This window comes from Lysinibacillus sp. NPDC093712 (assembly GCF_050280025.1).
Lineage (GTDB): Bacteria > Bacillota > Bacilli > Bacillales_A > Planococcaceae > Lysinibacillus.
This window is the reverse complement of sequence record NZ_JBNNUU010000002.1, coordinates 397,590-410,440: the sequence shown is the minus strand read 5'-3', so window position 1 is coordinate 410,440 and position 12,851 is coordinate 397,590. Positions and strand designations below refer to the sequence as shown.

Here is a 12,851-nt window from a genome sequence, read left to right as displayed (position 1 = left end):
GCGATTTTTTGTATTAGTGACCGCCGCCAGGTACGTGTATGAATGTTGTATAGTACGTGAAGCCAGCGAAGAATACAGTTAAATATGCTCCGAAAATGTACATGTACATACGCTCTGAAAGGTTTAAGAAGCCTAATAATAAGAATAAACCTGTATTACCTAAGAATAATAGCGATACCTCGTTCATACCACCAAGGTAGAACATAACTGCAAAAATACCTGTCCAGAATGCCATAACTTTATACATATTATCCATGAAGATTTCCCCTCCTTTTGCCCACGACACAATAATCTCTTACTCATTATAAATGATATGAAAGGTGTCTGTAAACTGGAACTTCTGCTTCTTTGTGACAAACAAATGGATTTTTGATTTAGCTATCGATTTCTGTCACGTTAATTTCATATTTGCATAAATCGCAGTTATGTACCATACTTTCGATTTGAACAAATTCATTATTGGAGAATAATGCGTTTAATTGCCCTTTTAAATAAGATTCATGTAATGTACAAACAATATCAGAATGGGTATTAAGCTGTTCTTGGAACGGGCAGTTAAAGATGGAGAAGATTACTTTTTTACCTTTTTCCGACTGCTGTATTTGTGGAATATAGCCAATTAATGCGGCATTATCAGTTAATAACTGAAGCTTTTGTTCAAAGGATAGCATATTATTTAGTTTTAATTCCGCGTTAACATAATTTTTCATTTGCTGATAACCATCTTGATAACTAATTTCCTGACATTTTGTTAGTGCGGATGGCCCTAATTCTTCTACTAGCTGAATTGTCCATTTTAATAAGCGCTCTTCGTCACGTCTTGGGAAAGTTAGTGAAACTCCTTTTTCAGAAGCCTTATAAACACGGCCAGGTCTTCCGCCTTTACCAGTTTTTGCGAAATCTGCCGAGATAATATTAATTTCAGAGAGCTTTGTTAAGTGAAGGCGAGCAACGTTAGGATGAATGCTAAATTTATCAGCGATATTTTGTACCGTTACTGTTTTTTTCTCTTTTAAAATATACTCATAAATGGAGTATCTTGTTTCATCGGCTAATGTACTAGTAATTTTTAATGGATGGATCATTTACATCACCTCAATTTAATTTTTTGGAAAATTGTAGTTGGTCAAAAGCTAGGAAAAAAATCATGTTGATTCTATTATATTGTATTATTGGAAAAGTTACAGTTTCTTTAGGCATAATTATCATCTTTTTCATGTGTTTTGTTCATATTTTGTGAAAAAATGTATGTTATCCACAACTTTTTATGAAAAATCTAGATTTCATAGTGAAATGGCTTTTAAGATTTTATTTTAGAAAAAGGGCTTTTCTCGTAACGCAGACAGCCTTATACTAGGAAATAACGAATAGAGCGGTCATATTCGAATGAACTAGAAAGAAGGTGTCATTATGCAAACTTTTGAATCTGTTGTAGAACAAAAAAGTGAGCATCTTTTAGTAAAGGCCTATCATTTTGGTGCTTCCGATTTATTACTTATACCGGAAGAAAATCGATATATCATCTATTTTCGTAAATATGATAAGTTGCTGCAGGCAGGGGAACTCCCGAACGAGCTTGCTGAGCGAATCGTGTCATATTATAAATATTTAGCAGCATTAGATATTAGTGAGCGTCGTAAACCTCAAAGCGGCTCATTTCAAAAAATAGTCGAGCAAAACCATTTTGCTTTTCGAGTTTCTACACTTCCTTCCGCTTATTTAAAAGAAAGCCTTATTATTCGGCTTCTACTTCAAAACCACGCTTTTCCACTTACTTCTTTAAGTTATTCCGAATGTGCAGCACATAAGTTAACAAAGCTTGTTGAAAATCAGCAAGGAATTTTATTATTTTGCGGTGCAACGGGTTCTGGTAAAACTACGTCTCTGTACTCTTTAATTCACTATTGTACTACCGTCCTTCATCGCCATGTGATTTCATTAGAAGATCCAGTGGAGAATAATCAGGTCAATCTTCTACAAATACAAGTAAATGAACGAGCAGGTATTACCTATGCCACAGGCTTAAAAGCAATTTTACGTCATTCCCCAGATGTTATTATGATCGGTGAAATTCGCGATCAAGAAACGGCTAAAATTGCAATTCAAGCGGCATTAACCGGTCATTTAGTACTTTCTACCATTCATGCTAAAGATTCTGTAAGCTGTCTCTATCGGCTCATTGATTTAGGTGTTACTCAAGAAGAGCTTCGTCAAACAGTAATCGGTATTGTGGCTCAAGTTCTTATCCAAATACCACAACAGCAGGAGGAACGGCGAGCATTGTTTGAAATATTAAGTGATGACCATCTTGATAGAGCTATAGGTGCGCTAAAGCAAAATGCTGTCTATGAATTGCCTTATGATCTAACGCTTGCTGGACAAAAAGAAGAAATTGTGAGGCAACACTATGCCAAAGCTCAGAACGTTTATTAATAGGCTTATACTGGATTACAAAAGAGCTACAATATGGCGACTAAAGGAACAAGCTCAGTTTATCAGTCGCTTAAGTGTATTAATACAGGAAGGTTATTTGTTTTCACAAGCAGTTTCAATGCTATTACCACATCATGTAGCCAAGCATGAGGAGGTACAACAGTTTGTAGATGAAGCACTTAGGCAAGGTAAAGGAGTTATAGGTGTATTTGAATCATTACAACTAGCAAAGCATTATTTAATAGCCATTTCTATTGCTGAAAATAATGGACATATGATTGAAGCATTAAAAGCTGTTGCAAAGCAAATGGCTATAAGCCAGAAGACAAAGAAAAAATTTATAAAGCTACTTTTGTATCCAGTAGTACTCATTGTATTTTTGCTTCTACTGTTTTTAGTATTTCGTACAGTTTTCTTTCCGAACATAGAAACAATGGTTATAAGCCGTAACATTGGAACAGAGGAAGAGGTAAGTATTGCACTATCAAAACTTTTATTACATGTGCCCGACGCATTTGTGATAATCGTTTTTGTCATGACATGTAGTAGCATTGTTTTTCAGCGGTTGCTATTAAGGCAATCGGTTGCTCGTAGGCTCTACGTCATATTGAAAATTCCTTTTGTTAATCGTTATTTTCGGTTAACGATAACAAGGCAATTTACTGCATATTTGGGTAGCCTGCTTCAAAGTGGCTTTTCTCTGCAAGCTAGCCTGCAAATTTTAGAAGAGCAACGATTTCAACCATATGTTCAATATTTGGCGAGTCGTATAAAGGAAAGAGTTACATATGGTGATACGTTAACACAGGCTGTTATGTTTATAACAGCGTGGCAAAATGATTTTTCAACTTTCGTAGAACATGGTGAGCAAAGTGGTTATTTAGGGAAAGAATTAACACTATATAGTGAACTGTTGTTAGAAAAACAGGAAGTCCTGTTACAGAGAATGCTTGCTTTTGTACAACCTTCGTTTTTTGTTTTTATTGCGTTATGTATAGTTGCTGCCTATGTAAGTTTATTATTGCCGATATATCACATGATAGAACTAGTATAGGAGGAGGACCTTCGATGAAGCTTTTTAAACAAGAAGCTGGATTTACACTAATTGAAATGTTAATCGTCTTGTTGATTATTTCACTACTTATACTAATAACAATTCCAAATGTAACAAAACATTTTGCAACAATTGATGAAAAGGGCTGCGCTGCCTATATAGCTATGGTGCAAGGACAAGTAGAGGCATACCGAGTAGATTTTATGGCGTATCCTACTTTAGAAGATTTGGTATCGAAAGGTTATTTAAAAGAGCAGGGGAAGACTTGTCCGAATAAAGAAGAAATTATTATTACGAATAAAGGAGAGGTTCGGTTAGCTAAACAGCCTTCCATATCAGAGGCTGATGGCCAATGAATTGTCAACAAAATGAGCGAGGCTATACATTAATCGAAATAATAATTGTATTGTTTGTTGTGATGACGTTAATAGCTATTGTGGCACAATTTTCGTTAAAAGTAGCAGAAGCAAAAGAAATCGAACGCTTTTTTAGCCAAATTCAATTAGATATTCAATATTTGCAAACGTATAGCATGCAGCAAAAAGAATATATATTTATGAAATTTGAAAGTTCATCACATAGTTATAGTATAAAAAAGGATTTTTATACAAATGTTTATATTCGCCCTTTTCCGAAGGGGGTTGAATTATTGTCTGATCGGAGTACCGTCCAAACGATACGGTTTAATTTTAAAGGGAATGTCATGACCCCAGGAACAGTTTATTTTAAAACACCACAGGGGACTAAAAAGGTTGTCGTTACTCTAGGGCGAGGGAGAGCAAGAGTTGATGAATGAAACAGGCTACTCATTTGTCGAAACAATGGTATCGGTTTTCATTATCATGATACTCTGCTCAACATTAATTCCTATTAGCTACACGATGAAAACAAATTTATACAATCAAAAGCTAGAAGTTGCTGCAGCTGAAACAGCTTATGAAGGATTAAAGCAATATTTGTTTTTACAGCAAGTCGAAGGGATAAGGACAGTCGATGAGGTAAACTATCACTGGCTGTTTGATGGACAGGGGATATGTGTAACGTTTCAAAACACAAAAGAACAACGACAAAAGTGTATCCAACAAACAGGTGAAATTCGATGAATGAAAAAGGCTATACATTATTGGAAGCATTGTTTCAATTAATCGTATTTGTGCTAGTTTGTCATGTATTAATATTGATTATCCTTTGGGCTGCTAATATGAAAACTACTATGATGACGGATGAACAAACAAAATGGGAGTTATTTGTTTTCGAAATGAATACGTATTTAACAAATGCTACAACACCAATAACGATCAGGAGAGATCAAAAAAGAATTACGCTGCAAACATTAAATACACTTCATCATTTTGATTGCTATCGTAATATGATTCGAGATCAAGTTAATGGTGGCCATGTCCCAATGCTAATTGGGATTAATAAATGTCAGTTCCAAGTTAACAAAAATGAGCTCACAATAGCTGTCGAATTTCCAAGCGGTTTAAAAAAGGAGCGGACCTATTATGTACCAATTTTTGAAAAATGATAGAGGGACTGTATTTTTAATCGCAATTGCATTATTATTTTTTGTAACTACTTTTGTTCTTGCGTATTGCATGTCTTATGAGATTCAGTTTCGAACATATGATGGGTTGGAAAAAATGAATGTTCGAGCTACGATAAATTTATTAGGACAAATTTTGTCAGACAGTGTAGAATCGTAGTAAGAAGGTGATTCGAATGCGAAAAATATATTTAGTTGGCTTTATGGGCTGCGGGAAAAGTGCGTTAGGAAGAAGGTTAAGCTATTTATTAAAGTTACCGTATTATGATATGGATCATGAAATTGTCAGACAGCAGGGGATGACGATTCCACAGATTTTTGAGAAATATGGAGAGGCTCGTTTCCGAGAAATAGAAACGGAATTTTTGAAAAATTTCCGCGACGAGGCATGTATTATCTCTACAGGTGGCGGTGTAGCTGTAAATGGGGAAAACCGGAAAATTATGAGACGCAGTGGACTTGTATTCTTTTTAGATGCGACATTCGAAGATATTTATAAAAGAATACAGCATGATCCAAATAGACCAATTGTACAAAGATCAACAAAGGAAGAACTAGAGGAGCTGTATCATTACAGAAGAAAATTCTATCGTGACGCAGGACATATTCAAGTGCTTACAGAAGGTAGAACAATTCGACATATTCTCGAGTATTTAGTATTTCAAGTAAAAAGATTGAAAAACGAACGATAGTGATATTAAATGACATCAATGTTCGTCTTTTAAGTTAATTTAAAAAATGTTTGCCTTTTCAATACAATCAATGTTAGGATATAGACTAATAAGGTAACTTTTTGTACATTGAATACTAAATAGTACCAAGAGTATTCTTGGGCGGATGATTGTACGGGGAGAGCGCGTGTAGACGCCACCGAAGGAGCAAGTAGCAAAGGGCTATGAATCTCTCAGGTAAAAGGACTCGTACAAGACGCAACTCTGGAGAGAGCTGTAATACAACAGCCACCAAAGGGGAAAGCCTACTAACTGGCATTTTCGTAATGCGAGTTAGTTTGGTGTAACTTTCAGGTGCAAGGACAGAGAATCCCGAAAAGGGGTTCGTCTGTCTTTTTTTATGACTAGACATTTGTCAAAAGTACAATCGGGCAGTATTAATGCTTGCTACGTATATAGACTTATGCGCTTTACGATGTCGAAAAGGCAGGCGAACTACTACCAGTAAAAATGATACTAACAATAAGGAGGCAATAGTAATGACGAATGAATTAAAACGTACACCTCTATTTGACGAATATGCAAAGTATGGTGGTAAAACAATTGACTTCGGTGGTTGGGAATTACCAGTACAATTCACTTCTATTAAAGAAGAACATGATGCAGTGCGTAATCGTGCAGGCTTATTTGATGTGTCACATATGGGTGAAATTTTAGTAACTGGTCCTGAGGCTTTAGATTTTATACAAAATTTGTTGTCAAATGACATTTCGAAAATTGCTACAGGTCAAGCGCAATACAATGCGATGTGCTACGAAGATGGTGGCGTTGTCGATGATTTATTAACTTATAAACTAGCAGACAACCATTATTTACTATGTGTCAATGCGGCAAATATTGAAAAAGATTATGACTGGATGATGGAAAATCAACATCAATATGATGTGACAATTGACAATCAATCCGATTCATATGCGCAAATCGCTCTTCAAGGACCATTAGCTGAAGAACTTCTTCAATCATTAACAGCAACGGATTTAACTGCAATTAAATATTTCCGCTTCCAAGATGATGTTGACATTGCAGGGCATAAAGCATTAGTTTCTCGCAGTGGTTATACGGGTGAAGATGGTTTTGAATTATATGGGGCTCCAGCGGACATTAAAGCATTATGGGATATCATCCTAGAAGCTGGAAAAGACAAAGGCGTTGTGCCAGCTGGCTTGGGCTGCCGTGATACACTACGCTTTGAAGCAGGACTTCCTCTTTATGGGCAAGAACTTTCAGCAACAATTTCACCACTTGAAGCGGGCATTGGCTTTGCTGTGAAATTGAATAAAGAAGACTTCATTGGTCATGGCGCGTTAGCAGAGCAAAAAGAAAATGGATTAGCGCGTAAAATCGTAGGTATTGAAATGATCGATAAAGGGATTCCACGACATGGCTACAAAGTGTTCAAAGATGGTAAAGAAATCGGTGAAGTGACAACAGGTACACAGCTTCCTTCTTCAAAACGTAATGTTGGTAACGCATTAATTGACAGCCAATTCGCAACAATCGGAACTGAATTGGAAATTGAAATTCGTGGCAAGCACTTAAAAGTAGTGACAGTTGAAACACCGTTTTACAAACGTTCAAAATAAAATTTGAAAAGAGGGACCTACATTTATGAAACATCGTTATTTACCAATGACGGAGCAAGATAAAAAAGAAATGTTAGACGTAGTTGGTGTGTCATCAGTCGATGAGCTATTCGAGGATATTCCTGAAAAAGTACGTTTCAAAGGCCTTTATGATATTAAAGCAGCAAAATCAGAATCAGCACTTTTAAAAGAGTTATCTGCACTTGCTGCAAAAAACAATGATACGAATGCGAACGTATCCTTCTTAGGCGCAGGTATCTATAATCACTATAAACCAATTATTGTAGACCATGTAATTTCTCGTTCAGAGTTTTACACTGCGTATACACCGTACCAACCTGAAATCTCGCAAGGGGAACTACAAGCGATTTTTGAATTCCAAACGATGATTGCTGAGCTTACAGGAATGGATCTTGCAAACTCCTCTATGTATGATGGTGGAACGGCACTAGCTGAAGCAGGTATGCTAGCTGCAGGACATACACGTCGTAAGAAAATTTTAGTATCTGAAACGGTTCACCCTGAATATCGTGATGTCGTTGCTACATATGCATACGGTCAATCAATTGACATCTTAACAATCCCTCATAAAGATGGTGTGACAGATGTTGAAGCTTTAAAAGAGCTGATTGATGATAATACAGCGGCTGTTATTGCACAATATCCAAACTTCTTTGGTCAAGTAGAGGATTTACAAGTAATCGGTGATATTGCACATGATGCAAAAAGTTTATTTGTTGTATCATCTAACCCACTTGCGCTTGGTATTTTAACACCTCCAGGTAAGCTTGGTGCTGATATTTGTGTTGGTGATGCACAAGTTTTTGGTATTGCTGAAAGCTTCGGTGGTCCACACTGTGGTTTCTTCGCGGTAACAACAAAATTAATGCGTAAAGTTCCTGGCCGTCTTGTTGGTGAAACGGTAGATGGTGAAGGTCGCCGTGGTTATGTATTAACGCTACAAGCACGTGAGCAGCATATCCGTCGTGATAAAGCTACATCTAACATTTGTTCAAACCAAGCACTTTTAGCACTTGCAGCTTCTGTTGCAATGACAGCTTTAGGGAAGCAAGGCGTTCGAGAAATGGCTACGCAAAATATTGCGAAAACACGCTATGCAAAAAATGCCTTTGAAGCGGCAGGATTTACTGTTGCATTCCAAGGTGCACACTTTAATGAAATCGTTGTGAAAACAAATAAATGCGTGAAAGAAATCAACAAAGGTTTACTTAAAAAAGGCATTATCGGTGGTTATCCATTAGGTCAAACTTACGATTCACTTAAGCAACACGTACTAATCGCTGTAACAGAATTACGCACGAAGGAAGAAATTGATGCACTTGTTGCAGAAATGGGGGCTCTCAATGCATAACGAAAATCAATCACTCATTTTTGAAATTACAAAAGAAGGTCGCGTAGGGTATAGCTTAGAAGCTTTAGATGTACCAGAAGTTGATCTTGCAGATTTACTTCCTGCAAACTGTATTCGTGAAGAAGCAGCTGAGTTACCAGAAGTTTCGGAACTTGATATTATGCGTCATTATACAGCGCTATCTCGTCGTAACCATGGTGTAGACTCTGGATTCTACCCACTAGGCTCATGTACGATGAAGTACAACCCGAAAATTAATGAGTCAGTTGCACGTTTTTCTGGTTTTGCTAATGTTCATCCATTACAAGATGAATCAACTGTACAAGGTGCAATGGAGCTTCTTTATGAACTACAAACATCATTAGTAGAAATTACAGGTATGGATGAAGTGACATTACAACCCGCTGCAGGTGCCCATGGTGAATGGACAGCATTAATGATGATTCGTGCATTCCATGAAGCAAATGGAGAGGGACATCGTAATAAAGTGATCGTTCCTGACTCAGCTCATGGTACAAATCCAGCGTCGGCAACTGTTGCAGGCTTTGAAACAATTACGGTAAAATCCGATGAAAATGGTTTAGTAGACATCGAAGATTTACGCAAAGTAGTAGGTTCAGATACAGCTGCGTTAATGCTAACAAACCCAAATACACTTGGTCTATTTGAAGAAAATATTATCGAAATGGCAGAGCTTATTCATGAAGTTGGCGGTAAAGTATACTATGACGGCGCTAACTTAAATGCGGTCATGAGTAAAGCACGTCCTGGCGATATGGGCTTTGACTGTGTTCACTTAAACTTACACAAAACGTTTACAGGTCCACACGGTGGCGGTGGTCCAGGTTCTGGTCCAGTAGGCGTAAAAGCTGATTTAATTCCGTTCCTACCAAAACCAGTACTTGTAAGAACAGAAGATGGTTCATACCACTTCGATTACGAGCGTCCGCAATCAATCGGTCGTGTTAAACCTTACTATGGTAACTTTGGTATTAACGTACGTGCATATACGTACATTCGTACGATGGGTCCAGATGGCTTAAAAGCTGTAACAGAATATGCTGTACTAAACGCAAACTATATGATGCGTCGTTTAGAGCCATTCTACGATTTACCATATAACCGTCATTGTAAGCATGAATTTGTTCTATCTGGTCGTCGTCAGAAGAAACTTGGCGTTCGTACACTTGATATTGCAAAACGCCTGTTAGACTTTGGCTACCATCCACCAACAACGTACTTCCCGCTAAACGTGGAAGAGGCGTTAATGATTGAGCCTACAGAAACAGAATCAAAAGAAACATTAGATGCATTCTGCGACATTATGATTCAAATTGCGAAAGAAGCAGAAGAAAATCCTTCTATCGTACAAGAAGCACCACATACAACAGTCGTTACTCGTTTAGACGAAACACGCGCTGCTCGTACACCAGTGCTTCGCTATCAAAAAGCATAATAATACGCAATGCCCGACCAGTATTTTACTATACTGATCGGGCATTTTTTTTGTTTGAGGAAAATTATAGTTACTTGAAAAAGAGAAAAATATTAATCCTTTGAAAAGTATTCTAATAGAATATTCTGATAAAAATATCTCGGCAGTAGTGAAATTTCGAAAAAATTTTATTATTTTATAGAAAAAACCACCATTGTATAATATACGTAAAATTTAATACTTTCATTGGGAGGTCAATATATCAATTAATACTAACTTTAATCAGCAACATTCTACTCATGTATCTGTGAAAAGATTTAGTAGCACTAATCCATTAATTGCTACATCAAACCAAAACAATGATAAAAGCATTAAAAATTTTGCCATGCCACAGCGTGACACCGTTGCTATTTCCAGTGAAGCAAGAAATATGCTCCTGGCAGCTCGTGCTTCTGCAAAACCTACCTCATGGGTGGATACAGCTTTGAACTGGGCAAAATCTACTGTTAATTGGCTTAAAAGAGCTGGTCAATTTGCAGTAGATGCAGCTAAAGAAGGCATAGACTTCTTAGTACTGGATGATGTTAGAACGATTTTTAACCCGAATGCTGGTATTACAGAAAAAGGAATAGCTTTAGTTTCTCTCTTTCCAGCGGGAAAAGTGGTTAAATCAGGTAAATTATTCGCACTATTGAAGAAAGCAGGGAAATCCGCTGAAATTGAAGCCTTTGCAGGTTTAGGTAAAATTCAGAAGTTTAATGCTAAAGGGATTTAATTAGATGGAAATAGCGGTACAGGTTGGGAGCACATTTACAAAAGACATGTTGCGGGCACTACTGCAAATAGAGGTACAACATTATTCCCTAGAGCACTCGGAGATGCACAGATTAAAAATTTAATTATGGAAGCATTAGAAAAAGGAACTTTAAAAAGTACCCATGAGAATGGTATGAAAATTTACACATATCGTCCAAGAAAATATGGTATTTCCGAGATGACAACAGTTGTCACAAAGGATAATATTATCAAAACATCTTATCCTAATGGTGGAACATCGGTAATAATAAAATAAAGGAGCAGCTTAAATATGAAAATTAGATTTGATCTTGAAGAAGATGATGTATCGGTTCTTCACAATAAGAACGTCCATGCAGATTTTTATCTCGACAGCTATTTAGAAGTATTTGTACTTGAAAATAATAAAGAAACTTTACTCTTCTCCACAACGATACACAGTACAATTATTATAACATTCAGTCGACAATTACTAGAGTTATATCAAACAGGTAAGAAACTCATTCTTGATACTTTTGGTAATGCGAACGTCTATACCTTTAAAAAAGCTGGAAATAATGTAATTATTACGAATTTTAGTGTATTTTCTAATTCAGAAGAATGGCAATATACGTTTGAGTTTAAAGCATTTTTGAAGGCTTATACGAAAGGGTTACGTCAACATTTACAAAATTTAATAGGAAAAGATGGGAATATTGTAAAACGTCCAGACTTTATCTTATTGAGGGAAAAATTAATGAACTTAGAAGAGGTTGTCCACGGGAAATAATATAGAGAGAATAATGAAAATTAGATATGATTTTGAAAATGATGTATCGGTCCTAAAAAATAAAAATGTTCGTGCAGATTATTATCTTGATAGCTATTTAGAAGTATTTGCACTTGAAAATAATAAGAATATTTTTCTCTTCTCCACAACGTTGCATAGTACAATCATTATTACATTTAGTCGACAATTAATTGAGTTACATCGAACGAGTAAGAAACAGGTTCTTGATACTTTTGGAAATGCGAATGTCTATACCTTTAAAAAAGTAGGGAATTATATGGTGATCACAAATTTTGATGTCTTTTCTAATTCAGAAGAATGGGAATATACCTTTGATTTTAAGGCATTTGTGAAAGCTTATACGAAAGCATTACGACGACATTTGGGAAATTTGGTAGTAAAAGATGCGAATATTATAAAACGTCCAAACTTTGTTCTACTTAGACAAGGATTAAACGAACTAGACGCTATTCTACAAGAGAAATAAATTGGAGAGGTACTATAAAATGAAAATTAGATTTGATCTAGAAGAAGATGATGTATCGGTTCTTCAAAATAAAACCGTCCATGCAGATTATTATCTCGACAGCTATTTAGAAGTATTTGTACTTGAAAATAATAAAGAAATTTTACTCTTCTCCACAACGTTGCACAGTACAATAGTGATTGAATTTAATCACCTGTTATTTGATTTATATCAAACGGGCGAAGAGCGAGTTCTTGATACTTTTGGTAATGCGAATGTCTATACTTATAAAAAAGAGGGGAAAAATATAGTCATTACAAATTTTGATGCGTTTTCGGATTCACAAGAATGGCAATATACATTTGATTTTATGGAATTTACGAAGGCTTATACAAAGGCGCTGAAACGATATTTACAGGCGATGGTAGCAAAAGAGCCAAACAATATGAAACGTCCAAACTTTAAGTTATTGAGCCAAGGATTAGCCGCATTAGAAGCTATGGTAAGGGCAAAATAATTTGGAGAGATAAGCAAACAATGAAAATTAGATTCGATAGCGAAAATAATGAATTGAATAAAAAGCGTCCGATCGTTACTTATCGGACGTTTTTTATGATTTCTGAAGGATAGAAAAGGCATGTAATTTTGGTTGGAAGTTTCACATCAC

The 12,851-nt window shown here is 36.1% G+C and carries 17 protein-coding genes and 1 riboswitch; of the genes, 15 read left to right on the top strand and 2 right to left on the bottom strand.

Annotation, left to right across the window (positions count from 1 at the left end):
* Positions 1-13: 13 nt before the first annotated feature.
* The gene (locus ACQKNX_RS09520) at positions 14-256 is read right to left on the bottom strand and encodes a DUF2626 family protein (RefSeq protein ID WP_004231035.1); all 243 of its coding nucleotides are present in this window, start codon (positions 254-256) and stop codon (positions 14-16) included.
* 118 nt (positions 257-374) lie between these two features.
* A complete protein-coding gene (locus ACQKNX_RS09515) occupies positions 375-1,085 on the bottom strand; it encodes a helix-turn-helix transcriptional regulator (RefSeq protein WP_340823757.1) in 711 nt (236 codons plus the stop codon).
* Between the two features lie 325 nt (positions 1,086-1,410).
* Here ACQKNX_RS09515 and comGA point away from each other — a divergent pair, with 325 nt between their 5' ends.
* The 15 genes from comGA to ACQKNX_RS09440 all read left to right on the top strand — a co-directional run bounded on the left by comGA (position 1,411) and on the right by ACQKNX_RS09440 (position 12,701).
* Complete coding sequence (gene comGA, locus ACQKNX_RS09510) at positions 1,411-2,433, top strand: competence type IV pilus ATPase ComGA (RefSeq protein WP_427428678.1); 1,023 nt, start codon at positions 1,411-1,413, stop codon at positions 2,431-2,433.
* Entirely contained in the window at positions 2,408-3,487 is a 1,080-nt protein-coding gene (gene comGB / locus ACQKNX_RS09505) for a competence type IV pilus assembly protein ComGB (RefSeq protein ID WP_427428677.1), read from the top strand. The genes comGA and comGB overlap by 26 nt, the downstream gene beginning before the upstream one ends.
* 14 nt (positions 3,488-3,501) lie before the next feature.
* A complete protein-coding gene (gene comGC / locus ACQKNX_RS09500) occupies positions 3,502-3,843 on the top strand; it encodes a competence type IV pilus major pilin ComGC (RefSeq protein WP_427428676.1) in 342 nt (113 codons plus the stop codon).
* Entirely contained in the window at positions 3,840-4,283 is a 444-nt protein-coding gene (comGD, locus tag ACQKNX_RS09495; protein ID WP_427428675.1) for a competence type IV pilus minor pilin ComGD, read from the top strand. Before comGC ends, comGD begins: the two co-directional genes overlap by 4 nt.
* Positions 4,276-4,590, top strand: coding sequence for a hypothetical protein (locus tag ACQKNX_RS09490; RefSeq protein ID WP_427429177.1), 315 nt, complete (start codon positions 4,276-4,278; stop codon positions 4,588-4,590). Before comGD ends, ACQKNX_RS09490 begins: the two co-directional genes overlap by 8 nt.
* A complete protein-coding gene (gene comGF, locus ACQKNX_RS09485; RefSeq protein WP_427428674.1) occupies positions 4,587-5,015 on the top strand; it encodes a competence type IV pilus minor pilin ComGF in 429 nt (142 codons plus the stop codon). Before ACQKNX_RS09490 ends, comGF begins: the two co-directional genes overlap by 4 nt.
* Complete coding sequence (locus ACQKNX_RS09480; protein ID WP_340823769.1) at positions 4,993-5,193, top strand: hypothetical protein; 201 nt, start codon at positions 4,993-4,995, stop codon at positions 5,191-5,193. Before comGF ends, ACQKNX_RS09480 begins: the two co-directional genes overlap by 23 nt.
* Positions 5,194-5,209: 16 nt before the next feature.
* Complete coding sequence (locus tag ACQKNX_RS09475; protein WP_427428673.1) at positions 5,210-5,725, top strand: shikimate kinase; 516 nt, start codon at positions 5,210-5,212, stop codon at positions 5,723-5,725.
* A gap of 145 nt (positions 5,726-5,870) precedes the next feature.
* Positions 5,871-5,963: riboswitch (glycine riboswitch) on the top strand.
* A gap of 280 nt (positions 5,964-6,243) precedes the next feature.
* Positions 6,244-7,347, top strand: coding sequence for a glycine cleavage system aminomethyltransferase GcvT (gcvT, locus tag ACQKNX_RS09470; protein ID WP_427428672.1), 1,104 nt, complete (start codon positions 6,244-6,246; stop codon positions 7,345-7,347).
* Between the two features lie 25 nt (positions 7,348-7,372).
* Entirely contained in the window at positions 7,373-8,719 is a 1,347-nt protein-coding gene (gene gcvPA, locus ACQKNX_RS09465; RefSeq protein ID WP_427428671.1) for an aminomethyl-transferring glycine dehydrogenase subunit GcvPA, read from the top strand.
* Positions 8,712-10,175 (top strand): aminomethyl-transferring glycine dehydrogenase subunit GcvPB, encoded by a 1,464-nt coding sequence (gcvPB, locus tag ACQKNX_RS09460; RefSeq protein WP_340823774.1) that lies wholly within the window; start codon positions 8,712-8,714, stop codon positions 10,173-10,175. The genes gcvPA and gcvPB overlap by 8 nt, the downstream gene beginning before the upstream one ends.
* Positions 10,176-10,461: 286 nt before the next feature.
* Positions 10,462-10,929, top strand: a complete 468-nt coding sequence (locus ACQKNX_RS09455) for a hypothetical protein (protein ID WP_427428670.1) — start codon at positions 10,462-10,464, stop codon at positions 10,927-10,929.
* A gap of 312 nt (positions 10,930-11,241) precedes the next feature.
* The gene (locus ACQKNX_RS09450; RefSeq protein WP_427428669.1) at positions 11,242-11,718 is read left to right on the top strand and encodes a hypothetical protein; all 477 of its coding nucleotides are present in this window, start codon (positions 11,242-11,244) and stop codon (positions 11,716-11,718) included.
* Positions 11,719-11,731: 13 nt separating this feature from the next.
* Positions 11,732-12,205 (top strand): hypothetical protein, encoded by a 474-nt coding sequence (locus ACQKNX_RS09445; RefSeq protein ID WP_427428668.1) that lies wholly within the window; start codon positions 11,732-11,734, stop codon positions 12,203-12,205.
* 19 nt (positions 12,206-12,224) lie between these two features.
* Positions 12,225-12,701, top strand: coding sequence for a hypothetical protein (locus tag ACQKNX_RS09440; RefSeq protein ID WP_427428667.1), 477 nt, complete (start codon positions 12,225-12,227; stop codon positions 12,699-12,701).
* The last annotated feature ends 150 nt before the right edge of the window (positions 12,702-12,851 follow it).

Bases quoted from the DNA above. Each gene is read 5' to 3' on its own strand.
- comGD (WP_427428675.1), top strand. From the start codon at position 3,840: ATGAATTGTCAACAAAATGAGCGAGGCTATACATTAATCGAAATAATA.
- ACQKNX_RS09445 (WP_427428668.1), top strand. From the start codon at position 11,732: ATGAAAATTAGATATGATTTTGAAAATGATGTATCGGTCCTAAAAAAT.
- ACQKNX_RS09520 (WP_004231035.1), bottom strand. From the start codon at position 256: ATGGATAATATGTATAAAGTTATGGCATTCTGGACAGGTATTTTTGCA.
- comGF (WP_427428674.1), top strand. From the start codon at position 4,587: ATGAATGAAAAAGGCTATACATTATTGGAAGCATTGTTTCAATTAATC.
- gcvPB (WP_340823774.1), top strand. From the start codon at position 8,712: ATGCATAACGAAAATCAATCACTCATTTTTGAAATTACAAAAGAAGGT.
- comGC (WP_427428676.1), top strand. From the start codon at position 3,502: ATGAAGCTTTTTAAACAAGAAGCTGGATTTACACTAATTGAAATGTTA.
- comGB (WP_427428677.1), top strand. From the start codon at position 2,408: ATGCCAAAGCTCAGAACGTTTATTAATAGGCTTATACTGGATTACAAA.
- gcvT (WP_427428672.1), top strand. From the start codon at position 6,244: ATGACGAATGAATTAAAACGTACACCTCTATTTGACGAATATGCAAAG.
- ACQKNX_RS09440 (WP_427428667.1), top strand. From the start codon at position 12,225: ATGAAAATTAGATTTGATCTAGAAGAAGATGATGTATCGGTTCTTCAA.
- gcvPA (WP_427428671.1), top strand. From the start codon at position 7,373: ATGAAACATCGTTATTTACCAATGACGGAGCAAGATAAAAAAGAAATG.
- comGA (WP_427428678.1), top strand. From the start codon at position 1,411: ATGCAAACTTTTGAATCTGTTGTAGAACAAAAAAGTGAGCATCTTTTA.
- ACQKNX_RS09490 (WP_427429177.1), top strand. From the start codon at position 4,276: ATGAATGAAACAGGCTACTCATTTGTCGAAACAATGGTATCGGTTTTC.
- ACQKNX_RS09475 (WP_427428673.1), top strand. From the start codon at position 5,210: ATGCGAAAAATATATTTAGTTGGCTTTATGGGCTGCGGGAAAAGTGCG.
- ACQKNX_RS09480 (WP_340823769.1), top strand. From the start codon at position 4,993: ATGTACCAATTTTTGAAAAATGATAGAGGGACTGTATTTTTAATCGCA.
- ACQKNX_RS09515 (WP_340823757.1), bottom strand. From the start codon at position 1,085: ATGATCCATCCATTAAAAATTACTAGTACATTAGCCGATGAAACAAGA.
- ACQKNX_RS09450 (WP_427428669.1), top strand. From the start codon at position 11,242: ATGAAAATTAGATTTGATCTTGAAGAAGATGATGTATCGGTTCTTCAC.